The organism is Mesorhizobium qingshengii (genome assembly GCF_900103325.1).
Lineage (GTDB): Bacteria > Pseudomonadota > Alphaproteobacteria > Rhizobiales > Rhizobiaceae > Mesorhizobium > Mesorhizobium qingshengii.
In genome coordinates this window covers 92275-118524 of record NZ_FMXM01000016.1, presented here as the reverse complement: position 1 = coordinate 118524, position 26250 = coordinate 92275, and the positions used below count along the sequence as shown (strand labels likewise).

At 62.5% G+C, this 26250-nt stretch carries 18 protein-coding genes, 2 tRNA genes and 1 pseudogene; 13 read left to right on the top strand and 8 right to left on the bottom strand.

Annotated elements, in window-relative coordinates; translation table 11 throughout:
* Nucleotides 1–147 precede the first annotated feature (147 nt).
* Together BLS48_RS23460 and aceA are read right to left on the bottom strand one after the other, a co-directional pair.
* On the bottom strand, nt 148–390 hold the full coding sequence (locus BLS48_RS23460) for an SMc00767 family acetate metabolism repressor (RefSeq protein WP_006202762.1): 243 nt from the start codon (nt 388–390) through the stop codon (nt 148–150).
* A gap of 54 nt (nt 391–444) precedes the next feature.
* Nucleotides 445–1734 carry an isocitrate lyase gene (aceA, locus tag BLS48_RS23455; protein WP_091582784.1) on the bottom strand — a complete coding sequence of 430 codons (1290 nt, stop codon included), beginning with the start codon at nt 1732–1734 and terminating at the stop codon, nt 445–447.
* 237 nt (nt 1735–1971) lie between these two features.
* On the opposite strand from aceA, the gene BLS48_RS23450 reads away from it, so the two are divergent.
* The 6 genes from BLS48_RS23450 to BLS48_RS23425 all read left to right on the top strand — a co-directional run bounded on the left by BLS48_RS23450 (nt 1972) and on the right by BLS48_RS23425 (nt 8973).
* Entirely contained in the window at nt 1972–3414 is a 1443-nt protein-coding gene (locus BLS48_RS23450) for a helix-turn-helix domain-containing protein (RefSeq protein WP_091582782.1), read from the top strand.
* A 135-nt stretch (nt 3415–3549) separates the two neighbouring features.
* The gene (locus tag BLS48_RS23445) at nt 3550–4503 is read left to right on the top strand and encodes a DMT family transporter (protein WP_091582779.1); all 954 of its coding nucleotides are present in this window, start codon (nt 3550–3552) and stop codon (nt 4501–4503) included.
* Nucleotides 4504–4853: 350 nt separating this feature from the next.
* Nucleotides 4854–5951 (top strand): polyamine ABC transporter substrate-binding protein, encoded by a 1098-nt coding sequence (locus BLS48_RS23440; protein WP_091582777.1) that lies wholly within the window; start codon nt 4854–4856, stop codon nt 5949–5951.
* Between the two features lie 83 nt (nt 5952–6034).
* On the top strand, nt 6035–7174 hold the full coding sequence (locus tag BLS48_RS23435) for an ABC transporter ATP-binding protein (RefSeq protein WP_091582774.1): 1140 nt from the start codon (nt 6035–6037) through the stop codon (nt 7172–7174).
* Nucleotides 7175–7183: 9 nt separating this feature from the next.
* Nucleotides 7184–8158, top strand: a complete 975-nt coding sequence (locus BLS48_RS23430) for an ABC transporter permease subunit (protein WP_091582772.1) — start codon at nt 7184–7186, stop codon at nt 8156–8158.
* On the top strand, nt 8155–8973 hold the full coding sequence (locus tag BLS48_RS23425; protein WP_091582769.1) for an ABC transporter permease: 819 nt from the start codon (nt 8155–8157) through the stop codon (nt 8971–8973). The genes BLS48_RS23430 and BLS48_RS23425 overlap by 4 nt, the downstream gene beginning before the upstream one ends.
* Nucleotides 8974–8979: 6 nt before the next feature.
* Here the strand turns inward: BLS48_RS23425 and BLS48_RS23420 are convergent, their stop codons facing one another.
* Complete coding sequence (locus BLS48_RS23420; RefSeq protein ID WP_091582766.1) at nt 8980–10833, bottom strand: AsmA family protein; 1854 nt, start codon at nt 10831–10833, stop codon at nt 8980–8982.
* 315 nt (nt 10834–11148) lie between these two features.
* Between BLS48_RS23420 and BLS48_RS23415 the strand changes: the two genes are divergently transcribed.
* On the top strand, nt 11149–13107 hold the full coding sequence (locus BLS48_RS23415; RefSeq protein WP_091582762.1) for an acetoacetate--CoA ligase: 1959 nt from the start codon (nt 11149–11151) through the stop codon (nt 13105–13107).
* Between the two features lie 337 nt (nt 13108–13444).
* On the opposite strand, the gene BLS48_RS23410 is transcribed toward BLS48_RS23415, so the two are convergent.
* Nucleotides 13445–17311, bottom strand: a complete 3867-nt coding sequence (locus BLS48_RS23410) for a PAS domain S-box protein (RefSeq protein ID WP_091582759.1) — start codon at nt 17309–17311, stop codon at nt 13445–13447.
* Between the two features lie 249 nt (nt 17312–17560).
* On the opposite strand from BLS48_RS23410, the gene BLS48_RS23405 reads away from it, so the two are divergent.
* The 3 genes from BLS48_RS23405 to BLS48_RS23395 all read left to right on the top strand — a co-directional run bounded on the left by BLS48_RS23405 (nt 17561) and on the right by BLS48_RS23395 (nt 18889).
* The gene (locus BLS48_RS23405) at nt 17561–18019 is read left to right on the top strand and encodes a phasin (protein ID WP_091582756.1); all 459 of its coding nucleotides are present in this window, start codon (nt 17561–17563) and stop codon (nt 18017–18019) included.
* A gap of 348 nt (nt 18020–18367) precedes the next feature.
* Nucleotides 18368–18444 (top strand) — tRNA-His (locus BLS48_RS23400).
* A 160-nt stretch (nt 18445–18604) separates the two neighbouring features.
* A complete protein-coding gene (locus BLS48_RS23395) occupies nt 18605–18889 on the top strand; it encodes a hypothetical protein (RefSeq protein ID WP_091582753.1) in 285 nt (94 codons plus the stop codon).
* A 1139-nt stretch (nt 18890–20028) separates the two neighbouring features.
* Here BLS48_RS23395 and BLS48_RS23385 read toward each other — a convergent pair.
* From BLS48_RS23385 to BLS48_RS23370, 4 genes and pseudogenes are all read right to left on the bottom strand, one after another.
* Nucleotides 20029–20241, bottom strand: a complete 213-nt coding sequence (locus BLS48_RS23385) for a hypothetical protein (protein ID WP_143019483.1) — start codon at nt 20239–20241, stop codon at nt 20029–20031.
* A 70-nt stretch (nt 20242–20311) separates the two neighbouring features.
* A pseudogene (locus BLS48_RS23380) lies at nt 20312–20532 on the bottom strand (DUF768 domain-containing protein).
* Nucleotides 20533–21400: 868 nt separating this feature from the next.
* Nucleotides 21401–21476 (bottom strand) — tRNA-Asn (locus tag BLS48_RS23375).
* 349 nt (nt 21477–21825) lie between these two features.
* Nucleotides 21826–22776: a LysR family transcriptional regulator gene (locus tag BLS48_RS23370; protein ID WP_091582746.1), complete on the bottom strand. Its 951-nt coding sequence runs from the start codon at nt 22774–22776 to the stop codon at nt 21826–21828.
* 91 nt (nt 22777–22867) lie between these two features.
* Between BLS48_RS23370 and BLS48_RS23365 the strand changes: the two genes are divergently transcribed.
* From BLS48_RS23365 to BLS48_RS23355, 3 genes are read left to right on the top strand one after another with little or no spacing between them, the layout of a single operon-like run.
* Nucleotides 22868–23731, top strand: coding sequence for a dioxygenase family protein (locus BLS48_RS23365; RefSeq protein WP_091582744.1), 864 nt, complete (start codon nt 22868–22870; stop codon nt 23729–23731).
* Nucleotides 23728–24789 (top strand): maleylacetate reductase, encoded by a 1062-nt coding sequence (locus tag BLS48_RS23360; RefSeq protein WP_091582742.1) that lies wholly within the window; start codon nt 23728–23730, stop codon nt 24787–24789. The genes BLS48_RS23365 and BLS48_RS23360 overlap by 4 nt, the downstream gene beginning before the upstream one ends.
* Before the next feature lie 39 nt (nt 24790–24828).
* Nucleotides 24829–26109, top strand: coding sequence for an ABC transporter substrate-binding protein (locus BLS48_RS23355; RefSeq protein WP_091582739.1), 1281 nt, complete (start codon nt 24829–24831; stop codon nt 26107–26109).
* Nucleotides 26110–26250: the final 141 nt, after the last annotated feature.

The following is a 26250-nucleotide window of genomic DNA, read 5'->3' as shown; positions in this document are numbered from 1 at the left end:
TGAAATAAAAGAGCTCGGAACCGTCTCCTGCGGCAGTTAATTCAAGCAACGCTACTGTACTGAGCTGTCCACACGGTGCGTTTCGTAAAAAGCAAATTCACCTGCGCAGAGACTGCGCAGGTGAAGGGCGGGTTGAGCGGATTTCGATCAGCCGTGGCTCTGCTGCGTGACGATCACCGGGATCAGCAGATCACCCCAGTTGCCGTCACCGCCGTGATGCCTGGCCGAGCGCACGAGCTCGACCGAGACGCCTGCCTCGACCGCCTTCATCACGGACTGGTTGAGGCGGTGCAGATCGTTGGCCAGCATGCGGATAGTCGCTTGCTGGTCGACGCTCATCGTGGTGGACTGCTCTTCGGCGCGTTCCTTGACGCGGCTTATCGATGCCATTGGTCTTCTCCTGTATCTCAGCCCTGCTGGGCGTTTCCTCGGTGTTCTCTTTCGTTATTCGGCGGCCGGCTTGAATTGCGCGTGCTCGGTCGATTCATGCATGGCGGTGGTCGACGACTGGCCGCCGGTGATCGCCATCGAGACGGCGTCGAAATAGCCGGTGCCGACCTCGCGCTGGTGCTTGGTCGCGGTGTAGCCGTTGGCTTCGGCCGCGAATTCCGCCTCCTGCAACTCGGAATAGGCCGCCATCTGCCGCGCCTTGTAGCCACGGGCGAGTTCGAACATGCCGTAGTTGAGCTGGTGAAAGCCGGCGAGCGTGATGAACTGGAACTTGTATCCCATGCTGCCGAGCTCCTTCTGGAACTTGGCGATCGTCGCATCGTCGAGATTCTTCTTCCAGTTGAACGATGGCGAGCAATTGTAGGCAAGCAGCTTGTCCGGGTGATGCTTGCGCACGCCCTCGGCGAATTTCTTGGCCTGCGCCAGGTCCGGCTTCGAGGTCTCGCACCAGATCAGGTCCGCGTGAGGCGCATAGGCGATGGCGCGGGCGATGCAGGGCTCGATGCCGTTCCTGACATGATAGAAGCCTTCCACGGTGCGCCCGGCGCCGTAGTCGACGAAAGGCTGGTCGCGTTCGTCGATGTCGGAGGTCAGCAGCTTGGCGGCTTCCGCGTCGGTGCGGGCGACGACCAGGGTCGGCGTGCCCATCACGTCCGCTGCCAGGCGCGCGGCGTTGAGGTTGCGGATATGCGCCGCCGTCGGGATCAGCACCTTGCCGCCGAGATGGCCGCACTTTTTTTCCGATGCCAGCTGATCCTCGTAGTGAACGCCGGCAGCGCCCGCCTCGATGAATGCCTTCATGATCTCGAAGGCGTTGAGCGGCCCGCCGAAGCCGGCTTCCGCATCGGCGACGATCGGCGCGAACCAGGTGTCGACCGAAAGCCCGTTGCCTTCGGAGGTTTCGATCTGGTCGGCGCGCTGCAGCGTGCGGTTGATGCGCTTGACCAGTTCCGGCGCCGCATTGGCCGGATAGAGCGACTGGTCCGGATACATCGCCGAGGCGGTGTTGGCGTCGGCCGCAACCTGCCAGCCCGACAGGTAGATCGCCTTCAGTCCGGCCCGCACCTGCTGCATCGCCTGGTTGCCGGACATGGCGCCGAGCGCGTTGACGAAGTCCTCCTCGTGGATGAGCTTCCACAGCCGGTTGGCGCCCATTTCGGCGAGGCTCTGGCGGATCTGCACCGAACCGCGCAGCCGCTTCACATCCTCCGGCGAGTAGGGGCGTTCGATGCCGTCGAAGCGACCTTCCGGTGCCGATGGGACGAGGTTGTAAAAATCAGTCATTGGTCACTCCGAAGGATTGCTGCGATGTCTTTGGGCACCAGTTATCTGGGGCCTTGGAATATGACTGAATTTACATTGCGGTGCGAAATGAGCCAGAGAATTCAAAGAAAGCGGCCGGATATAAGAGAAAACCTGTGTTGTGTTTGACAGGGAGCTGCTGTAAATCGGTCATAATTGTAAAGGGCGACGGAGCGAAATTGCCGCGAAAGTCGTGTAAATTCCTGTCAAGGGCAGTCGATGGCTGATCAGAAGATATTTGCCGGGCCGCGCATCCGCCGCATCCGCAACGCCAAGGGCCTGACCCAGACGGCGATGGCCGAGGGCCTTGGCATCTCGCCGTCCTATCTCAACCTGATCGAGCGCAACCAGCGGCCGTTGACCGTGCAGCTGATCCTCAAGCTGGCGTCCGTCTACAAGGTCGACCCGCACGAACTGCAGGGCGAGGCAAGGGGGTCTGTCGCCGCCCTGAAGGAAGTATTCACCGATCCCCTTTTGGTTGGCGAATTGCCGGGCGATCAGGAGCTGATCGAGCTTGCCGAGGCGGCGCCCAACGCGTCGGCGGCTGTGATAAAGCTGTTCCGTGCCTATCGCGAGCAGGCCGAGCGCCTGTCCGACCTCAACGAGCTGCTGGCGCGCGAGGGGCGGGCGACGGCACTTTCCGGTGCCCGCCTGCCGATCGACGAGGTGCACGAGATCTTCGAGCGGCGGCCGAACCATTTCGCGGCGCTTGAAGAGGAAGCCGCGGCGTTCACCTCGGTGCTGGATCCCGGCGACGACCTGTTCGGTGCGCTGAAAGCCTGGCTGAAGCGCGAATACGGCATCGTGGTCAAGGTGCTGCCTGTCGCCACCATGCCGAACTGGCGCCGTCGCTATGATCGCCATTCGCAGCGCCTGTTCCTGTCTGAACGCCTGTCGCCGTTCGACCAACTGCGCGAGGTCGCGATGGAAGCCTGCCTGATCCGCATGACGGTTGCCGTCGCCGGCGAGATCCAGGCGCTCAAGCTGAGCACCGACGAGGCCCGCCGTCTCGCCCGCTTCGAACTCGGCCGCTATGCCGCGCATGCGCTGATGATGCCCTACCAGGCCTTTCATGCGGCTGCCGTGCGCGCCCGCTACGACATCGACGTCCTGCGTTCGCGCTTCGGCGTCTCTTTCGAGCAGGCGGCGAACCGGCTGACCATGCTGCAGCGGCAAGGCGCGCTCGGTGTGCCGTTCTTCATGCTGGAGGTCGACAATGCCGGCAATCGCTTTCGCAAGGCCGGCAGCCAGGGCTTTCCGCAAAGCCGCTTCGGCGGCGGCTGTCCCAAGCTCCCCGTGCACGTCGCCTTCACCCAGCCCGGCCAGATTTTCGTCGAGGCGGTGGAAATGCCCGACGGCGCCGAGTTCCTGTGCATCGCCCGCACGCTGGAGGGACCGCAAGGCGCATTCTCCGAGCGCCCGCGCCGCACGGCGCTGCTGCTCGGTTGCGACATCGGCTTTCGTGACGACATCGTCTATGGCGCGGCACTTCCTGGCGCGGCAACCACCGCAAAGGCCGGCAACGTTGCGGCGACGCCGGTCGGACCTGCCTGCCGGCTTTGCGAACGTGTCGGCTGCCTGGCGCGCGCCGAACCGCCGGTGACGCGTCCACTCGGCCTCGACGAGATGGTGACGGGCTTGAGTGCCTTCGACTTCCAGTGACGCCGTGGCAGGGTGCCACAATTGTCGCCGGTCTCTGGCTCACCCCTGGCCGTCGCCTTTGCGTTACGCGAACAGGGTACTTTTCTGTCGTCCCTTGCGCATCGTCCCGTCCACAAAAGCTCGACAGTCGCGCCCATGACCGACACAGCATCATCGCCGAGCCTTGTTTCAGCGCCCGCCCCGCAGCGGGAGGAGCGGATCGGCTTCCTGCTGGTGTTCCTGTCGGCGCTGATGTGGAGTTTTGGCGGCACCATCGCTCGCTTTATCAGCGTCGACGACAGCTGGACCGTGGTGTTCTGGCGCTCCGTGTGGGCTGCCGCCTTCCTGCTCTGCTTCATGGTCTGGCGCGACGGCTGGCGCGGCACGCTGAAATTGTTTCGCGACATGGGCCTTCCAGGCCTTGCCGTGGGGTTCTGCTTCGCCACCGCATCGACCGCGTTCGTCGTGGCACTTGCCTACACCACCGTCGCCAACATCCTGTTGATGCAGGCCGGCGTGCCGCTTCTGGCGGCGCTCTTTGCCTGGGCACTGTTTCGCGAAAGGGTGACTGTCTCGACCTGGCTGGCGATTGCCGCAGTCATCACCGGGGTCGCCATCATGGTGTCGGAATCCCTTGACGGCGCCGTCTCACCGATCGGCGACGGGCTGGCGTTGCTGATTGCGTTCATGTTCTCGATCGCCACCGTCATCACGCGGCGGTTTTCAAGCGTGCGGATGACGCCGGCGACCTGTCTCGGCACGATCCTGGCGGCGGGCTTTGCCGCCTCGCAGGCTTCGACCTTCACCGTATCGGCCGGCGACATGGGCTTTCTCTTCGCTTTCGGCGTGGTCAATCTCGGCCTCGGCCTTGCCTTCTTCGCCACCGGCGCACGGCTGATCCCGGCGGCCATCGCGGCGCTGCTCGGCACGTTCGAGCCGATCCTCGGGCCGATATGGGTCTGGCTCATTCATTCCGAGGTGCCGTCCGGGCGCACCATCGTTGGCGGCGCGGTGGTGGTCACGGCGCTGCTCGTCCATATCGGGCTTGAGTTCAAGCGCCAGGCACGGCCCGAGCGCGCAGGGGTCACCGGAGTGCCATCGCCTAATTGACGCGGTCTGCAGCTTTGCCATTGACAACGTCGTTGCCGCGCGGGCAGGCTGGGAATACGGCAACAACAAGACAGGCGTATCTTGCCAAGTCTCCATGCCGGTCAGATCGAGGCCGGACCACATCGTCGTATCTCTGCCCACGCCACGGCGAAAGCCTCTGACGGCATCGGCACGCCACCCAGGTCGAGACAGGGGCACGGAGCCATCACCCGCCGCGCATCGAACCATCCCCATGGTGTCGGCAGTTCGCGCTTGTCGCCCCCTGGAAAGCCCAATAGTCTGAAACAAATGCCCGGTCGCGCGGGGTCCGCGACGAGCCGGCGAAGGAACACTCATCAAAGGAGAATAGCATGATCCGCAAAGCGCTCTGGCTTTCGGCAACCTCGGCATTTCTGACGCTTTTCACTGTCGGTGGTCACGCGGAGGACCGTGTCGTCAACGTCTTCAACTGGTCGGATTACATCGACAGCTCGATCATCGATGATTTCACCAAGGCAACCGGCATCAAGGTCGTCTACGACACCTTCGATTCCAACGAAATTCTTGAAACCAAACTGCTTGCCGGCGGCAGCGGCTACGACGTCGTCGTGCCCAGCGGCAACTTCCTTGCGCGCCAGATCCAGGCTGGCGTGTTCCAGAAGCTCGACAAGTCGAAGCTGCCGAACATCTCCAACATGTGGGATACGGTTTCGGAGCGAACCGCCAAATACGATCCCGGCAACGAATACTCGGTCAACTACATGTGGGGTACGGTTGGTCTCGGCTACAACATCAAGAAGGTGCAGGCCGCGCTCGGCACCGACAAGATCGACAGCTGGGATGTGTTCTTCAATCCCGACAGCCTGGCCAAGTTGAAGGACTGCGGCGTCTACGTGCTGGACTCGCCGGCCGACATCATTCCGGCGGCGTTGAAATATCTCGGCCTCGACCCGAACAGCACCTCGCCCGACGATATTGCCAAGGCCGAAGAGGCCTTGCTCAAGGTCCGGCCTTACATCAGAAAGTTCCATTCTTCCGAATACATCAACGCACTCGCCAACGGCGATATCTGCCTGGCGGTCGGCTGGTCGGGTGACGTCTTCCAGGCCCGCAACCGCGCGGTCGAGGCCAAGCAGGGTGTCGAGATCGGCTATTCCGTACCGAAGGAAGGCGCGCAGATGTGGTTCGATCAGATGGCGATCCCTGCCGATGCGCCACATGTCGCCGAGGCGCTCGAGTTCATCAACTACATGATGAAGCCGGAAGTCATCGCCAAATCGTCGAACTACGTGCTTTACGCAAACGGCAACAAGGCTTCGCAGCAATTCGTCGACAAGGCGCTGTTGGATGATCCTTCGGTCTATCCCGATGCCGAGACGATAAAGAAGCTCTATACGGTTTCGCCCTACGACCCCAAGACCCAGCGCGTCATCACGCGCACCTGGACCAAGATCGTCACTGGCCAGTAGGCAATCCGACACGGTCCCGGCAGCCACCTGCCGGGACCAATTCTTTTCCGGGGCAAGAAGCAAGAACAAGACGGAGTGGGGACATGAAATCGCTTGGCAGCATCCGCAGGGATTTCGCGCCATGGAATGATCCGAACGCCAAGCCATATATCCAGTTCGACAACGTCACCAAGAAGTTCGGGGACTTCACCGCCGTCAACAATCTGTCGCTGACCATCTTCGAGCGCGAGTTCTTCGCTTTGCTCGGCGCCTCTGGTTGCGGAAAATCGACGCTGCTGCGCATGCTCGCCGGCTTCGAGGAGCCGACTTCCGGCCGCATCCTGCTCGATGGCCAGGATTTGCGCGGCATCCCGCCCTATCGGCGGCCGGTCAACATGATGTTCCAGTCCTATGCCCTGTTTCCGCATATGACTGTCGAGAAGAACATCGCCTTTGGTCTCAAGCAGGAAGGCATGTCCGCGCCCGATATCGAAAAGCGCGTCGCCGAAATGCTCAGGCTGGTCAAGCTCGAACAGTTCGCCAAGCGCAAGCCGCATCAACTGTCCGGCGGACAGCGCCAGCGTGTCGCGCTTGCCCGCTCGGTCGCCAAGCGGCCGAAGGTGCTGCTGCTCGATGAGCCGCTCGGCGCGCTGGACAAGAAGCTGCGCGAGGAAACGCAGTTCGAACTGATGGACCTGCAGCAGAATCTCGGCCTGACCTTCGTCGTCGTCACCCACGACCAGGAAGAAGCCATGACCATGGCCGATCGCATTGCCATCATCGACAAGGGCGAGGTGATGCAGGTGGCAACGCCGGCCGAAGTCTATGAAGCCCCGACCTCGCGCTTTGTCGCCCACTTCGTCGGCAACGTGAACATGTTCGAGGGCAAGGTTGCCGAGCGGACGGCAAAGACAACACGCATCGCCGGTGCCAGCGGAGCCCAGATCGTCGTCGACAACGCCGTCGACACCGCCGCGGGCGCCGACATCGTCTTCGCCATCCGGCCGGAGAAGATCAAGATTTCGTCGAAGAAGCCGGTCGACGCCGTCAATGCGCTCGAGGGCGAGGTCTACGACATCGCCTATCTCGGCGACATGACCGTCTATCATGTCAGGCTCGACGACGGGCAGATGGTGCGGGCGAGCACGATGAACGCGGCACGCATCACCGAGGATCCGCTGAGCTGGAACGACCGGGCCTGGGTTTCTTTCCGGCCCGACGCCGGCGTCGTACTGACGCGGTAGGGGGCGATCATGTCGAACGCCGCCGTCACCGCCGCATCAGCCTCCCCGGCAACCAGTCCCGGAAAATCCATTCTGGCCAGATTGGGGGCGGCCTTCGTCAGCCGTCTGGTCATCATCATTCCCTATGTCTGGCTGCTGTTTTTCTTTCTCATCCCCTTCATCATCGTCTTCAAGATTTCGCTGTCGCAGACGGCGATCGCCATGCCGCCCTATACACCCGTGCTTGATTTCAGTGGCGGCATTTCCGGTTTTTTCGGCCAGTTGAAGCAGCTCAGCATCGATAACTACGCGTGGTTGACGCAGGACGCGCTGTACTTCAATGCCTATGTGACAAGCCTTATCATTGCCGCGATCTCGACGGTCCTGACGCTGCTCGTTGGCTACCCAATCGCCTATGGCATGGCGCGCGCGCCGGCAACGATCCGCCCGACATTGCTGATGCTGGTGATCCTGCCGTTCTGGACCTCGTTCCTGATCCGGGTCTATGCTTGGATCGGCATCCTCAAGCCCGAGGGCCTGCTCAACCAGCTGCTGCTCGCCACCGGCATCATCAGCCAGCCGCTGATCATCCTCAACACCTACACGGCGATCTTCATCGGCATCGTCTACTCCTACCTGCCGTTCATGGTGCTGCCGCTCTATTCGTCGCTCGAAAAGATGGATTATTCGCTGATCGAGGCGGCCAAGGATCTTGGCTGTCCGCCGACCAGCGCGTTCTGGAAGATCACCTTCCCGCTGTCGCTGCCCGGCGTCATCGCCGGCTGTCTGCTGGTGTTCATCCCTGCCGTCGGCGAGTTCGTCATTCCCGACCTGCTTGGTGGATCGCAGACGCTGATGATCGGCAAGACGCTGTGGAACGAGTTCTTCGCCAATCGCGACTGGCCGGTGTCGTCGGCTGTTGCCGTCATCCTTTTGCTGCTGCTGACCGTGCCGATCATGCTCTTCCAGCAGGCCCAGGCGCGTGCCCAGGAGCAAGACAAATGAACGCCACCTGGAGCCGCTTCAACATCACCTCGATCGTGCTGGGCTTTGCCTTTCTGTACCTGCCGATCGTCCTGCTTATTGTCTTTTCTTTCAACGAGTCGAAACTGGTCACCGTCTGGGGCGGCTTCTCGACCAAATGGTACGTCTCGCTGTTCCACAACCAGGGCCTGATGGACGCCACCTGGGTCACGGCACGCGTCGGCGTCATTTCGGCCACGGTGGCGACCGTGCTCGGCACGCTGGCGGCGTTGACCTTGACGCGCTACACGCGGTTCAGGGGCAGGGTGCTGTTTTCCGGCATGGTGTTTGCGCCGCTGGTCATGCCTGAGGTCATCACCGGCCTTTCGCTGCTGCTGCTCTTCGTGGCCGTCGGTCTCGACCGCGGCTTCCTCACCGTCACGCTCGCCCACATCACCTTGACCATGTGCTTCGTCGCCGTCGTGGTGCAGTCGCGCCTGATCAGCTTCGACCGCTCGCTGGAAGAAGCCGCGATGGATCTGGGCGCAACGCCGGTGAAGACCTTCTTCCAGATCACGCTGCCGGTCATCATGCCGGCGATCGTGTCCGGCTGGATGCTGGCCTTTACGCTTTCGCTCGACGATCTGGTCATCGCCAGCTTCACCTCCGGGCCTGGCGCCACCACGCTGCCGATGAAGATCTACAGCCAGGTTCGCCTCGGCGTGACCCCGGAGATCAACGCCGCCTGCACCATCCTGATCGCCGTTGTCGCGGTCGGCGTCATCATCGCTTCGGTGGCCAACAAGCGGCGCGAGGTGCAGCGTCAGCTCGACGAACAGGCCGCGCAACGCGGGTGATGCGGTCTATTCCCCCGAAACGCCGCGGCTGATCGGGGAAATGAACGGCGTGCTCCACGTCCCGCCGACGAAGAACGACGACTGGTTGGGGCCTTGCTGGCCATTGGCCTGCGCTGCCGCCTGGTCCGCCTGAATGACGCCGCCGGACAGGGCCAGTCCCCGTCCCGCGTAGGACGCGATCCCGGAAAGCCAGATCTTGTACTTCGCCGAATTGGCTTCGGCCTTGTCGATCCGCGCAACGCCTTTCGAAATGCTGGCCTTGATCTCGGCGCCGTCGATCGGCAGCGTTCCGTCGGAGACGTCGTCGAGCGCGAAGAACCCGCCTTGTTCGGTATGCTTGAGGAAGGCCGGCAGATTGAGCTTGCTCAACGCACCGGGTCCGAAGGTTGCCGTGACCGAGCCGTCGGCATTGTCGAAGATGGAGTCCCAGGTTCTGCCGGGTCCCTTGAGGATGACCGAGACGGTTCCCGTGCCGACCGGCACCAGCCGCGTCATCCCCGCCGCGGTGGCGAAAGCACCGCCGTCGATGTCGGAGGCCAGCAGCCGGATCTCGACCTGCGTGCCTTCCGGTTTGCGGTCGAAACGAAGGCTGCTCTGGATGTTGCCGCCGAAGGCCGAGGCATCGGAGATATCGAAGACGGAAAGCCCATCCTTGACCTGGGCGGTGGCGGCGACGTCGGCGAGCTGAATGGTGCCCGCCGTGGCGTGCGCCGCCGACAATCTGAGATCAAGGTTGATCCGGTCGGCGAAACTTGTGTCGATTTCGGCCTGACCGGCCCCAGCGGTTGGCGCCAGCGGCGTGAAGGCGGACAGGAACGACCTGAGGTCCAGTGTATCGAAGGCGAGCGTGCCCGAGACCACCGGTTGTGCCTCGCCGAGCGAGAGGTCCAGCGCCCCCATCCCCGGATTGTTGTCCAGGGAGAGCGCGGTGTCGTCGAACTTGACGCGCCCGGCCGTTGCCGTGACCTTGCTCGAAATGCTGACGGAGCCGATCGCGGCGCCCGGAGCGATGCCGGCCTGCGCCCATTCCAGAACCCGCCGCAACGACGGCGCCGAGAACTTCGCCTGACCATCGAAATAGGCGTTTTCGGACATGCTGGCGGTGCCGTCGAAAGAGAAGGTGGCGGGCGCTGCCTTGAAGGACAGCGTGAGCGGCGCCGTGCCGCCGGCAAACAGCACCAGAGGTTTCGGCGAGGCGACGTCCAGGGCGACGCTTTCGCCGCGCCAGATTCCGGTCGCCGACATCGTCGCATTGCTGTTCATCGCCGCCCAGGTCGCCTGGCCGGTCAGGCTGCTCAGGACCTCGACATCCTTGCCGCCGACGGAAGCCACCATGCGGCCGTCACGGAACTCAACGGTGCCGAAAGTGTCGGCCGGCAGCTTGTCGAGATCCGGCTTGGCGGGGTCGGCATTGACCACGCCGCGCGCCGTGTCGATGGAACGCGCGATGCGTCCGCCGGTCGGGACGGCGGGCAGGAAGAGGCCGGTCGCCATACGCTGGACCCGGATCGTCGGCCGCACCAGCCGCGCCGTCGAGAACACCACATCGCCGCGCAGTGCCGCCATCGCGGAGAGATCGACCTCGACCCGTTCGGCCTCGACGACCGGCGGTGCGTCGGTGTCCGTCCATTGCGAAAGCGTCACATCGGTCAGGATCGCCCGGAAATTCGGCCAGACCTCGATGCGGGGCGAGCCTTCGATGGCGACCCGGAAGCCGCTCCACGCACTCATTTCCCAGGCGATGCGGTCGCGCACGATACGGGTGGAAGCGATCAGCGGCAGCGCGGCAACGATCAGCGCGATGACGATCACGGCGGTGCCGATCGCCCATACGCCGCGCCGGATCAAAGGAGATGGCATCTCGCCTCGTATGCTTTCATTCCGACAAAATCGCCTGACGGGTGTAACCCCAGTCGTCACTACGACCTAGGGCTGACGCATTTCAAGTCTTTATGGCCCGGCGATGGCATTTGCGCACATCTGGCTGTATCGGCCGAACAAAATCTTGCTCTGCTGCGCTGCGATATGCATAAGCGATGCAGCCTGATGCATGTCGCCCAAAGCCTGCGCCGAGAGGGTTCGTGGCGGTTTTGGGACAGCGGCATGCCTAAAGCAGAGTTTAAAGCGCGTTGCATGGATTCTCTCAGACGCGACACGCTTTAAGGAGGAAAGATCATGGCTGCCGACGCACCACTCTGGACCCCGACACAAGACCAGATTGACGCCGCGCCGCTGACCGCTTTCATGGAGGCTGCCATGGCGAAAGCCGGCGGTACCTTCTCCTCCTACGCCGACCTTCACCGCTGGTCGGTCGACGATCGCGAGGCATTCTGGAGCCTGGTGTGGGATTTCTGCGGCATTGTCGGCGACAAGGGCGAACTCGTGCTCGCCGACGGCGACAAGATGCCGGGCGCCTCCTTCTTCCCTGACGCAACGCTGAACTTCGCCGAGAACCTGTTGAAGAAGACCGGGCCCAGTGACGCAGTCGTCTTTCGCGGCGAGGACAAGGTCGAACGCCGGCTGTCGTGGAACGAGTTGCATGCGCTGACCTCGCGTTTGCAGCAGCTTTTCCTGTCGCTCAAGGTGAAAAAGGGTGATCGCATCGCGGCTATGATGCCCAACATGCCGGAGACGGTTGCCGCCATGCTGGCCGCCGCCTCGATCGGCGCCGTCTGGTCATCCTGCTCTCCCGATTTCGGCGAGCAGGGCGTGCTCGATCGCTTCGGCCAGATCGAGCCTGTCGTCTTCATCGCGCCGGACGGCTACTGTTACAATGGCAAGGCGATCGAGGTCGCCGACAAGATCGCCGCGGTTGCGGCCAAGCTTGGCACGGTCCGCAAGGTTCTCGTCGTAGACTATCTCGGCACCTCGACCGATGTTGCCGCAACCATTGACAAGGCGGTAGCGCTGGAAGAGGCGCTGTCGCCGTTTGCCGTCAAGCCCGTCGGCTTCGAGCGGCTGCCGTTTGCGCACCCGCTCTACATCCTGTTTTCTTCCGGAACGACGGGCATTCCCAAATGCATCGTCCATTCTGCCGGCGGAACGCTGATCCAACATGTCAAGGAACACCGGTTGCACGCCGGGCTGATCGAGGGCGACCGCTTCTTCTATTTCACCACCTGCGGCTGGATGATGTGGAACTGGTTGGTGTCGGGCCTCGCTTCAGGCGCGACGCTGCTGCTTTATGACGGCTCGCCCTTCCATCCCGACGGCAATGTGCTGTTCGACTTCGCCGATGCCGAAAAGATGACCTTTTTCGGTACCTCGGCCAAATTCATCGATTCCGTGCGCAAGGCCGGTCTCAAGCCGATCCGCACCCATGATCTGTCGACCGTGCGGGCGATTTCCTCCACCGGCTCGCCGCTGTCGCCGGAGGGTTTCCGCTTCGTCTATGACGGCATCAAGAAGGATGTCCACCTGGCCTCGGTCTCCGGCGGCACCGACATCGTCTCCTGCTTCGTGCTCGGCGTGCCGACGCAACCGGTGTGGACCGGCGAGATCCAGGGTCCCGGCCTCGGCCTGGCCGTCGATGTCTGGGACGACGACGGCAAGCCGGTCAGGCAGGAGAAGGGCGAACTGGTCTGCACCAAGGCCTTTCCGGCGATGCCGATCGGCTTCTGGAACGACCCCGAGGGCAAGAAGTACCAGGCGGCCTATTTCGAGCGCTTCGACAACGTTTGGTGTCATGGCGATTTCGCCGAATGGACCATCCATGGCGGCCTGATCATACACGGCCGTTCCGATGCCACGCTCAATCCGGGCGGTGTGCGCATCGGCACGGCGGAAATCTACAATCAGGTCGAACAGATGCCCGAGATTCTGGAGGCGTTGTGCATCGGCCAGGATTTCGACAATGACGTGCGCGTCGTGCTGTTCGTGCGGCTGGCCGCGGGCGTGCGGCTGGACGATGATCTGGAAAAACGCATTCGCTCCAAAATCCGCACTGGGGCGAGCCCCCGCCACGTGCCGGCCAGGATCGTCGCCGTCACCGACATCCCGCGCACCAAATCAGGCAAGATCACCGAGCTGGCGGTGCGCGACGTGGTGCATGGCCGCGCCATCAAGAACAAGGAGGCGCTGGCCAACCCCGAAGCGCTGGAACTGTTCAAGAACCTGCCGCAACTGGCCGAGTGACCGGGCAGTCGTCATGGTTAACGAAACCTGTCGGTAGAATTTACCTAGATTTCATGAGTGGTACACATTCGTAAACTTTCCGCAGCGCCAGTAAGGAGTTGTTAAGGCCCGGCGGCGATAGTCGCATGTAACTTGAGGGAGAAATCCCGTTCCTCCACAATCCCCGGAGGATCTGAATTCGCTCAAGCCCCCGTTGTGACAGCAATCCCATCTCTTAAGGCGTCCTTTGGGCGCCTTTTCTTTTGCCGGGGCAATTCCAGGAAAAGTGCGAACGGGTTTCCGTCCGGAATTGCGTCCAGAATATAGAGATAGATCAAACTGTTGGAAGAGGGCGCGGTTATTCCGCGAGCACGCGGGTCGACGGAAACGCGACCTCGACCAGGGTGCCTTCGCCCGGCGTCGAATTGATGGTGAACCGGGCGCGGTTCGCCTCCACCATCGCCTTGGTCAGCGGCAATCCAAGCCCGGTGCCGTCACCGCGTCCGCGCTTCAGGGCGTTGATCTGCTTGAACGGCTTCAGCGCCTGCTCGATCTCGGCCTGGCTCATGCCGATGCCGGTGTCGCGCACCCGCATGACGACGTCGCCCGACGTCTCATAGGCGGTCGAGACGATCACCTGGCCGCCAGCCTGGGTGTAACGGATGGCATTCGACAGGATGTTGAGCGCGATCTGGCGCACGCTGCGCAGGTCCGCCACCACTTCCGGCAGTCGCGAAGCGAAGCTGGAGCGGATGATGACGCGTTCGCGGTTGGCCTGCGGCTGCATCATTGCCACCGTCTCTGCCAGCGTGTCGTTGAGCGACACCGCCTCGTAAGCCATCTCCTGCTGGCCGGCCTCGATCTTCGAGATGTCGAGCAGGTCGTTGACGAGGTCGAGCACGTGATTGCCCGAGCGGTTGATGTCGCGCAGATAATCGCGGTAACGGTCGTTGGCGACAGGGCCGAACTTCTCGTCGACCATCAGTTCGGAAAACCCGATGATGGCGTTGAGCGGCGTGCGGATCTCGTGGCTGATGCGGGCGAGGAAATCGGTCTTCTGCGAGGACGCGCGTTCGGCCACCGCGCGCGCTTGCGTCAGGTCCTCTTCGGCCCGCTTCCATTGGGTGATGTCGCGCACGACGGCGCAGAAGCCGCTGTCGTTGGGCAGTCGGCCGATGGTCATGAACAGCGGAATGAAGCGCCCTTGCGCCTCGCGCCCGATAACCTCGCGGCCGTCATTCATCACACTCGCCACGCCGGGCTCGGACAGTCCGTTGAGATAGTCGCGCGCCGCACGCTGGCTTTCGATGGCAAACAGCGAGGCGAACGGCTTGCCGGTCACCTCGTCGCTGTCGAAGCCGAACAGCGCTTCGGCCGGGCGGCTGATCGAGCGGATGGTGCCGTCACGGCCGATCAGCACGACGCCGTCGGTCGCGGTGTCGATGATGGTGCGCATCTCGGCGATGCGTGCCTTGAGCTCCGAAACGTCCGGCTGTGTCTGCTCGTCGCCGACCGCATGCGGGGCTGCCGGCGTGTCATCCTCGCCGGAGCGGCGCACGACCAGCATCAGCGCCTTGCCGTCGCGCCAGGGAACCGAGCGCAGGATGGCCTCGATCGGGAATTCCTCTCCGCCACGGGTCTTCAGCCGCAGCGCGCGATCGGTGCCGTCGGAGGCGCCGTCATCGGCGTAGGGGTCGGCAAACAGTGCGCCGAGACCGCCGGCATCCGCCAGGTCATCGAGCGCCTCGTAGCCGGTCAGGTCGAGGAATTCCTCGTTCGCATAGTGCAGCTGATCGCCCGAATGGATCAGCAGCGGCACCGGCAGCTTGCTGAGAAGCGAGGTATCAGGGCCCCGGTTTTCATCCCCGGCCGAAAACGCCGACGGCACGAACCCTTCGACCTTGAGCGGTGGCACCTGCAGGCGTGGCCGCTCGACGCGCGCCTCCAGGGCATCGCTCGCGTTGTCAGTCTCCTCGGCGGACGCAACGGCCTGTTTATCAGGCGCGGCGCCCTCGTCGGGCTGCGCCCAATCCTCATTGTCCTCGGCGTCGCGAAAATCCGCCGACGTCATACTATCGTCGTCCGCAGCCGGGTCGTTCGCCTGTGATGTGCTGCTGGCCGCCGGTTGCGCTTCAGCGTCGCGAGCCTCGGCTTTGGCTCGACCTTCCGTCGCTTCCGCAGATACCGGCGCATCGTCGCTGTTGTCGGCGACATAGGTCGGTTCATCGTCGCGGTCGGCAAGGTTGAGCAGCGAGCCCGAAGGACTGGACCGAACGGTTTCCTCTCCCGCCGTCTCATCCGGATGTTCGCCGTCGAGCCGTGCCAGATCCTTCTCGTCCTCGGCATCGATATCGGCGGGCTCGGCTGTGCTTGCCTCGTCCGCGGCGTCAGTTGCCGGCTCGAGGTCCGCATTCACTGGTCCAGCATTCGGGGTGGCGGCGTCCTCTGTCGAGCCGCCATCTTGCGTCGACAGGATCGTGCCGGCGGCCTCGGATTGCGGCTCTGCCTGGACTGCTGGCGCCAGCTCAGGCTTCTCGGCCTCTGGGGGCTCAACCGGGGAACTGTCCTTCTTCAGCCGTTCGCCGATCTCGCGGAACGCACTGCGTTCCAGCGTCGACAGACCCTTGTCGTTGGCTGGCTGCCGATGTTCGGCCAGCCGGATCACCTTGTCAGCAAAGCGCCGCTCCGGTTTCGGCACGATGGTCAGCGCCGGCACCTCGCCCTTGAAGGGGTCTGGCGTCTTCGGCGCCTCGGGCGCGGGTTCGACGGTTTCCGGTTCTTGCGCCGGCGCATCGCCATTGGGAACGAGCGCCATGCCGATGGCCTCGGGATCGACGACCGCGTCGCCGGTGCGGGCAACGCCGAAGCCGCGGAAACCCTCGAAGGCACGGCTGCGGCCATAGACGGGCAGGGCGGCCAGGTCGACAGGTATCTTGAGATCGGTACCGACGACCGGCCACAGCACGGAGCGGCCGGACCAGGTGTCGCGCCGCTCCAGCAGACCGGCGATCTCGCCGGAGGCATCGAGGCCGAAGGCTGCCGCGACATCCTTGAAACGCCGGCCGATGACGTCGGCAGCGGGCTTGCCGACGATCTCGGCGAATTCGGGCGACAGCGCGCTGAACTTGCCGTCGGCATCGGTACGCCAGACGAAGCGTATCGGCGCCGCGGCGCGGTCTATCGCCGGAGCGGCCGGCGTCGCGGTCGGCAAGGGGGTATGGACATCATTCCGCTTCGTGCTTTCCTCGGGGCTCTCGGGGACAGCCTCTTCGGCCCGCGCATCGGGTTCGGGCGGTCGGCGCACCTGTTGCCCCTCGTCCTCGTCGGTGTTGAAGTACCAATGATCGTGCTGCGCCGGCGTGTTCCCTGCCGCCGGAGCTTGCCCGGCCGCGTCGGCGACCTCATGCAGTTCCGATGCCGGGATAGCTTCGGCCGGTTGCGTGGCGCCCGGTTCGTCCGTCGCTGTCTCGGTGCGCAGGCTCGGCTCCGACTGGTCAACAGCGTCGCCAGCCGGCGCGGTCCCGGCAGTGGGTTCGGGGCGTTCGCCGGTTGTGGTCCTGTCGTCGAGTTGGTCCTCGTCGATCACCACCAGCAGATGCCGTTCCTCGGTCAATCTTGCGAGACCAGCCGGAAAGGAGGCAGTGCGGCCGGGCACGAGGCGCTTGACGATGCGGTCGCTCTCTGCTGCGACGTCAGCGACGAGGGCAGCCAGCGTCCCCGGCAAGATGCCCAGTGCCGAAAACCCTTCCGACGCCGCCTCGATGTTGCCCTTGGCATCGATGAAGGCGATGAAATGACCATCTTCGGTAAAACCGCTGATGGCGCGAGCGGCGATCTCGCCGGCACTGCGCGAGCCTGTCTGCGCCGCCGGCACCGCCAGCATGATCGCTTTCTCAGCGTCCGGCATGGTCACCGCGCTGGCCAGGAAGCCGACCGCGCGGCTGGTCATGCCGGTTGCCAGCCGCACCATGATAGCGCGGTCGCGGCCGATCTCGGGAAATCCGCTGGTCGCCATGATCTGGCGTCTCGCGATCAACGGCAACTGCGCCGAGGCGCCGATGATGGCCTCGATGTCGGGATAGCCGAACACCGCCGCACCTGGCCCGTTGGCCCAGATCACCTGCTCCAGATCCTCCGACAGGATCGCGATCGCGTCGCCGGCGGCAAAGCGCTGGCGGACCGCATCGAGCACGGCGACGTCGAGGAAGGAATATTCGGACGGCATGCGCTTGGCGAACCCTCACGGAGCGGCGAATTTGCAGTTAACGCTTTGTTAATAAAAGCCGGAGGCGCGAAGGTCCACAAGCCAGAACGTGCAAAGGTCGGAATTTGGGCTCTTGGTTAACGGCCGTGAAAAATTTATGGTGCACTGCAACAAAGATATTGCAATGCACAAAAATTGCCTTTATATTGCCATCATAACTGAACGAGACGGCTTTCTGTCAAAGCCGCTGCCGCTGAAAAGGATGGAAAAATGTCCAGGACCAAGACCGCCGAGACCATCGAAAACGTTGAATTCCCGAGCTTCGACGCTTCCAAGGCCACCGACCAGATCCGCGCTTTCGCCGAAAAGGGCGTTGAGCAGTCGAAAGAGGCCTATGCCAAGCTGAAGACCGGTGCCGAAGAGACCCAGAAGGCTCTGGAGTCGAGCTACGAGACCGCCAAGACCGTTTCCAGCGATCTGTCGCTCAAGACCATTTCCGCCCTGCGCGCCAATGCCGAGGCCGGCTTCTCGCATCTGGAAGCCCTGATCGGCGCCAAGTCGCTGTCGGAAGTCGTCGAGCTGCAGACCGCGTTCCTGCGCAAGCGCGTCGAGATGACCGTCGAGCAGGCCAAGGACTTCCAGACCGTTGCCACCAAGGCGGCCGAGGACGTCTCCAAGCCGATCAAGACCGCCTTCGAGAAGGCGATGAAGGAAATCAAGGTTGCCTAACATTTACGCATGATCGGAAGATGCAACAAAAGGTCGCATTTTCTTAAAAACGATCAGGCATATGATGGTAGCCATCAAGGAATACCCGGCAAGTGGAACCTCCTCCCTCTGCTCTCCGGGGTGACCAGCCAGCACCTCCTCCCGCTGGCTCGTAACAGGAAAAGGCCGGCACCTCCTCCCGCCGGCCTTTTTCTTTGTCCGACGAAAAGTCGATGCCGTTGTGGGGAAGAGACCTTTGCCGAGCAAAAGTCTTGAATTAAGATCCATTAGCCCGTAAGGACGCATCGCCGAACGACAGAGCGGATCATGGAGAGCGAACTTTCCACCTTGGTCTGGCTCGGCAAACGTGCCGTTGTAGCTCAGATGGTTAGAGCGCCGGATTGTGGATCCGGAGGTCGCTGGTTCGATCCCAGCCAACGGTACCACCACTTTCCCCAATAAAATCAAACACATATGCGGGTGACAAGTTGGCCGTTGCATCCTCCCATGTCGCGTCCATGTTGCAAGTGGCTACCGTTGATTTCCAAGGGTTCCCTGTCACACTCCGCTAGTCCATGCGACATGGATGCGACATGGGGACGATCTATGGAATTCGTGAAATGCAATGTCCCATATGCTGAGAACGGCGACATCCAAGATCAGTTTGAGCGGCTGTTTGTCGCTTACGGCTGCCCTGAGGAGATGGCTCTCATTTGCCGCACTACCGAAGATCGCAAGGCGGTTGTGTATCTTTTGACGCCGACTGCATCAGAACTGTACGGGCAAATTCCTGCGATATGGGAATCGGCGCACGACGTTGCCAATCACAGGTGGATGTTCCTCGCAGGCCATGAAAAGACGCGAATTGCATACGCCAGCCTCCAGAACTAGATGCCCGCCACCGTGCGGGTCTGAAACGGATGCGCCGAGGCGGCGCCCGTCAGCTTAAAATGCAACAAACATCATTATATCGCGTTGAGGCTCGTTCGAGATGGAGCTTCAAAGATGGATCCGACCTCTGCTGCAGTGATGGTTTTGCTCTCTTGCAGTCCCGGCCATGCTGTCTGCAAACCTTTCGAACCTTCACCGGCCAAGTTCGTATCCCTTGACGAATGCCAGGTAGCTTTGGCCAACAGGCTCGCAGGTGCCCCCAAACGGGGAAGTTCTCGGAAGATGCCGCTCGGTCGACCCGTCCGCTGCTGGTTCCCTCCCTGCCGGGTATAGGACGGTCGTCGTCACGCGGGGCACAGGGGTGGATGTGGTGAGCAGTCGGTATATCGTCCTGCACAAGGAATAAGCCCGCCACCGTGAGGCAGCAGGCTTGCGCTTGGCAAGAGCTGCCGGGAATATCTGGCTTCGAAGAATAAACCTACGACTTGACCGCCTGCCGGCATCCGTTTCGTCAAGCGCGCCCTTGCGGGGGCGGAGCTTGCGCGCGCGATGCTTCAACAATGAAAGCGATGCTCTGTTCGTTGGTGATGGCTGCGACAGTCTGCGCCGCGGGCGCTGAAACTACCAAGCGAGAAGCCTTCGAAGGCTGCCTTGGCGCCGGCATCGACAAATTCAAGGATTTGTGTGAACCGGCTGACCTGGTGGCACGGGCGATATTGTTCGAATGCAAGCCACAGCTTTACGACCGATCATGTCCGGGCCTTCGATGCCGCCGCCGTTGGATGCTCGCTCTTAGCAAGGGGTTTTCTGGACGTGCACGCGGCCACGCTATCCCGCACGTGATCGCGCCATAAACGCATTCCGCGACCACACAAGAGACAGCACGCTAGCGCTTCTTCGGCTTCGGCGTGATCTCCTCCACTCTCACCTTGTCGCCGATCTCCTTCGCCCGCCGCCCCATTCACGGCAGCGGCGGGCCGATCTAGGTGTTTAGACCCGATCTTCGGCAGACGAAACTGAGGGAGCATCGGCCGCCGCAAGCACAAACCTTTGTCGATCACTTACGTTCCAATGCACTTCGATCGAAGGTCGGCTTCCAGTCGCGATTCCGCTCCCGCTCTGGCCTTCGTAATCAGGAACTACCGTGAAGAAGACCGGCCGACGATCTCGGCCCGCGGCCTTGCAACTCGAGCAGCTGAAGAGCCCGACGAGATCCTGCCATGATCGGCGCCGAGCCGGTCGATCAGCGCCTGGATGTCGAGTTCAGTCGATTTGCAGCACATCGGATGCCCGCAATCGACGTACATCGTCTCACGGGCGGCCAACGTGTCGGCGAGGGTCTTTTGGGACATGGCGATCTCCATTGAAGGGGTCGCCGCAACGGAAGGACTATATTCCTCGTCTGGGGCTCGGTGGCAACGGCTATTCGGTCAAGCCAGGCTCGAAATGCACAATCGCGTCGAGGATCGTTTGATAGAGGCTGTCGACCTCCTCGTCGATCTCTTCTCGCTTGAGCCCGAGCGCCTTGGCGTCGGCAATCAGCTTATGCGTGAGCTCATCGACGGAGATGACATCCGCCTCCGTCGTCTCAGGGACGTTGTGGCAAGCCATTGATGGAGGAAGTTGATACCGCGTGTGCTCATGCGGCGATAAGCTGCGCGCGAATATTAGGTTCCAGATGCGGCTGCGCCAGCGCGCGTTTCTTGCTGGCCGCTATCCTCTACGCCGCCGAAGCGCCCCGCGCGTCCTGGCGCTTCCCTGTGGCCAGCGCCATGCACTGCTGTTCCGGTTCGCTGAAATCGTCAGGCGCGCCCTTGCGGGGTTCGATTCCTCTTCTGCCTGACCGGAAGGGATCCGTCATTAGCGGCACCGCTCGTTGAGTTTGCCGGTTTCGAGATCACCTGCCGAAAGAGAAGGGCGAAACGGTAGTCCCTTGACGGGACAGGTCGGTTGAGAGCACGCGAAAGTGCGTCCGCAGTGCGCTGGTCGAGTTCAAGCATCACGTTGTCGTACGTGTCGGAAACCCCGCAATTGGGGCAAGATAAGAGGTCAAGCCCGTGCGGCCTACTGACGTTGCAAAGTGGCCCTTTGCAACGATTGCAGCCGATTCGGGGAGCGCTTTCGATCATCTGAATCCATCTAATCCGAATGGCGCGCCTCGGTCTTGATGTAGATCAACGAACGTCGCATAGCCCCCAGCGAGCTCACGGCTCCGGCTTTCTGCAAGTCCATGAACTTTGCATGTCTTGCGCGTAGAAAAAGGGGGTGCCTTGGTCAAAGCGGCAGATTGCGGCCCCGACTTGCAAATCGGCGACGTTGCTCTTGCCTTTCAGATGCCGCCCGTCGGGGTCGATCTGATAGGGAGCGAGTCTAGTGCAGCGGATTGAAGTGGGAGATGTCGAAATACGGATCGCCAGGTCCAACATCAAACACCTGCAGACGCTCGCCACGGAGCAAGGCGGCTCTGGAGTGGAACCGCGTGCAAGCGGCGTTCGCAGTTTTGATCTGAAGTGGCTCCCCGGGCCGGATTCGAACCAGGCGACCAACCGGTTAACAGCCAGTTGCTCTACCGCTGAGCTACCGGGGAATAGTGGCTCGCATATATATGGCGCTGCTATAGCAAATTCGTTTGGCCTTGCAAAGGACAACGTCCTCGTTTCGAAAGATTTTTATACGGAAATCTGTCGAAATCAATGTCTATTGCGCTGGTCCTTGCAGGCATTGTTGTGGTTTCCCGCCGATTTTTGCAAAACGTGTCAAAAGATTTCAAAATGTTTCTGTATTGGTATGGAGAAACACTTTGTTGCCAACTTCGTGTTTGCAAAATTCCTCGGTAATGCCTGTTTCGGTGTTGGCTTATCAACTCGAGACGAGCAGCGATCCACGCTCGAAGGGCATGTTTTACAAAGAACAACCGGTCTAGATAGCGCCAGGCACTAAGCGCCCCAGACAACCGCCTGCTCATGGCGCTTGATCAGGTGCTTGAGGTTGTCGAAACCCAGACGGATGTGCTTGGCGAAGGCATCGACGGCCGGCGCACGTGGCGTATCGGCGAGCCTGAGCAGGCCGAGCGCCCGCTCGGGGTGCGGGATCGCGACCGGCAGTGCGGTGATCGCCTTGTCCTTGCGAAAGGCGAAGACCACGCTGTGCGGCAGCACGGTCAGCGCATCGGTTTCCTTCATGTAGTTGATGGCACTGGTCAGCGAACCGCCGGAATAGCGGATCTTTATCTCGGTGGCGCCAAGCGACAGCAGCAGGCTACGCATATCCTCCAGCAGCGGGCTGCCGGGCGGCGGCGCGATCCAGGGATAGTCGAGCAGGTCTCCGGTCTTCAGCTTGCGCCGCAGCAGCAACGGATGCGTTGCGCGACAGGCAACGACATTGCGGCCGGGCAGGATTTCGCGGAATTCCATGCCCGACCCTTCTTCCAGGATGTCGATCGGACACACGGCAAGATCGATGCGGTCGGCGTTGATCGCGGCGCGCAGATCCGAGAGATAGCCGTAGCTCTGGTCGACGCGCACATCCGGATAGGCGTTCTGGAAGTCGGCGATCATGCCGGAGATCAGCGCGTCCATGAAGAACGGCGTGCCACCGACTCGCACCACGCCGGAGCGGCCCTGGCTGAAATTGGCCACGATGTCGGAGGCTTTGCGCGATGCCGCCAGCATCACTTGGCCATGATCGGCCAGTGCCCGGCCGAGCGGCGTCGGCTGCAAGGGTCGGCGGCCTCTGAGAAACAGTGGTTCGCCCAGCCGCTTCTCCAGCATCGACAGCGTGCGCGACACCGCCGGCTGCGACAAGCCGACAAGAGCCGCTCCCTCGGTGACGCCGCCGGCCTGCACTACGGCCGCCAGCTGGATCAAATGCCTTTCGTCGAGCTTCATAACGATATGGTATATAAAACCAGGCAGAAATCATCATTTTTGTGTCCGGCCTGCGTTATTGTTCCTCCGTGAGATGAAACCGGGGAGGAACATGTCACAGACCGGCATACCGTCGTTCAACGAGGCCAACTCCGCCGAGATGGTCGCCCAGCGCCTGTCGAAGGCTAAGGCCGGGCCGTTGCCGCGCTTCCTGGCAACCGTCGTTGACCATCTCCATCAGATCGTCAAAGAGACCCGCCCCACAGCTTCGGACTGGCGCCAGGCAATCGCCTTCCTCACTGAAATCGGCCACGCCAGCGACGACAAGAGGCAGGAATGGGTGCTGCTGTCGGATCTGCTCGGCGTCACCGCGCTGGTCGAGGACATCAATTCCCGCCGCCCGAGTGGCGCCACGCCCAACACCGGGCGCGGTCCGTTCTATCGCGCCGATGCGCCAAGGCTGCCGCTCGGCACCAACATTTCGCTCGATGGTGTCGGTGCGCCGCTCACCGTCTCGGGGCGGGTCATCGATTTGGATGGCATGCCGATACCAGGCTCGACGGTCGAAACCTGGCAAGCGAATGCGCAAGGATTCTATGAAAACCAGCAGCCCGACCTGCAGCCGGAATTCAACCTGCGCGGCGTCTTCATCACCGACAGAGACGGCCGTTTCCACTACCGCACGGTCAAGCCGACCGGCTACGGCGTGCCCGATGACGGCCCGGTCGGGCAGATGCTTGGCCGGCTGAATTATCCGCTCAGCCGTCCGGCCCACCTGCATTTTCTCATCCGCGCCGACAATTTCGAGACGCTGACCACGCAAGTGTTCGAGCGTGGCGATCCGCGTCTCGGCGAGGATGCGCTGTTCGGTGTCAAACCGGAACTGGTCGGCGACTTCAAACGCGTCGGCGACGGCTGGTCGCTCGACTTCAGCTTCGTCATGGCGATGGCACGCAAGGGGAACTTGGCGGCATGACGAGGCAATTCACCTACTCAGGCAGCCCGGCACATATCGTCTTTGGCAACGGCGCGTCATCCGAGGTCGGCACATGGGTCGAGAAACTCGGCTGCAAGCGTGCGCTGGTGCTGTCGACGCCGCACCAAGCGGCCGATGGCGAGGCGCTGGCGAAGCGGCTTGGACCCCTGGCGGCAGGGGTCTTCTCGGGTGCGGCCATGCATACGCCGGTCGATGTGACCGAGGCTGCATTGGCCAAGGCGCATGATGTCAATGTCGACTGCGTCGTCGCACTCGGTGGCGGCTCGACCACGGGCCTCGGCAAGGCGATCGCGTATCGCACCGACCTGCCGCAGATCGTCATCCCGACCACCTATGCCGGCTCCGAGGTGACGCCGATCCTCGGCCAGACCGAGAACGGCGTGAAGACCACCGTGCGTGATGCAAAAATCCTGCCGGAAGTGGTGATCTACGATCCGGAACTGACCGTCGGCCTGCCGGTGGCGATGAGCGTCACCTCCGGCCTCAACGCCATGGCGCATGCCGCCGAGGCGCTCTACGCGCAGGACCGCAACCCGGTTTCGACGCTGATGGCGACCGAAGGGCTGCGCGCTCTGAAGGCGGCACTCCCGGTGCTGGTGAAGGAGCCGAGGAACCTCGCCGCACGGGGTGACGCGCTCTACGGCGCCTGGCTGTGCGGCACCGTGCTCGGCACGGTAGGCATGGCGCTGCACCACAAGATCTGCCACACGCTGGGCGGTTCGTTCGACATGCCGCATGCCGAGACCCATGCGGTCATGCTGCCGCACACGATCGGCTTCAACGCCGTCGCCGTGCCCGAATTGCTCGAGCCGGTCGCCGACATTCTTGGTAACAGCGCCGGTAGCGGTCTGTACGATTTCGCCAAGTCCGTCGGGGCGCCACTCACATTGCAGGAGCTCGGCTTCAAACAGGCTGACCTCGATCGCGCCGCCGAGATTGCCACCAAGAATCCATACTGGAATCCGCGGCCCTTCGACCGCGCCGCAATCCGCGCCCTGTTGCAGGACGCGTGGGAGGGAAGACGCCCGCAGGACTGAAGACGAACAAAGCTGAAGGCAACAAAGGGAGGAACAGCAATGATCACCAGACGCGAATTCATCAGGAATACCGCCGCGACCGGCATGCTTGCCGGCACATCCGGTTTAGCGATGCCGGCGATCGCGCAGAATGCGCCGATCAAGCTCGGCTATGTCAGCCCGCAGTCCGGCCCGCTCGCGGCCTTCGCCGAGGCCGACAAATTCATCATCGACGGCTTCCTGGCAGCCACCAAGGCGGCTGGCCTCAACTACGAGGTCGTGGTCAAGGACAGCCAGTCGAACCCCAACCGCGCGGCGGAAGTCGCCAAGGAGCTCATCGTCAACGACAAGGTCAATCTGATGCTTGTCGCCTCGACGCCGGAGACCACCAACCCGGTCGCCACCACCTGCGAAGCCGAAGAAGTGCCGTGTCTGTCTACCGTGGCTCCATGGCAGCCCTGGTTCATCGGCCAGCAAGGCAATCCCGGCGACCCAGCCTCGTGGAAGCCGTTCAACTACGCCTATCATTTCTTCTGGGGGCTGGAGGACGTCATTGCCGTCTTCACCAACATGTGGGCGCAGGTCGAGACCAACAAGAAGGTCGGCGGTCTCTTTCCCAATGACGGCGACGGCAACGCCTGGGGCGACGGCACGGTCGGCCTCCCGCCGGTGCTGGCCAAGGGCGGCTACGGGCTGACCGACACCGGCCGCTACCAGAACCTGACCGATGATTTTTCGGCGCAGATCAGCGCCTTCAAGGGCGCATCGTGCGAAATCATCACCGGCGTGATGATCCCGCCCGACTTCACCACCTTCTGGAACCAGGCCAAACAACAGGGCTTCACCCCCAAGGTGGCGTCGATGGGCAAGGCGCTGTTGTTCCCGCAATCGGTCGAGGCGCTCGGCAAATCCGGCCACAATCTGTCGTCGGAAGTCTGGTGGACGCCGAACCATCCGTTCAAGTCGTCGCTGACCGGCGAAAGCTCGGCGCAGGTGGCGCAAGGCTTCACCAAAGCCACCGGCCGCCAGTGGACGCAACCGATCGGCTTTGTCCATGCCCTGTTCGAGATCGCCGCCGATGTCATGAAGCGGGCGGGCGAGGCCGGCGACGGTGACAAGGTAGCGGCGGCGATCGCCGCGACCAAGCTTGACACGTTGGTCGGGCCGATCGCCTGGGACGGTGCCAAGCTTCCGCCCTTTGCCGCCAAGAACATTGCCAAGACGCCGCTGGTCGGCGGCCAATGGCGGCTGAAGGACAGCGGCGGCTACGATCTCGTCATCACCGACAACAAGACCGCGCCGACCATCCCGACAGGCGGCAAGATGGAAGTGATCGGGTGAGTGGGACGGCACTTTACCCTCCCCCTTGTGGGGAGGGTTGGCGAGCGAGCTTTGCAAGGCGGAGCGAGAAAGACGGGGTTGGGGGCCAAGGAAAAATGCTGGTGCGAAGCAACCCGATCGGCTTTGCCGATCGACCCTCCC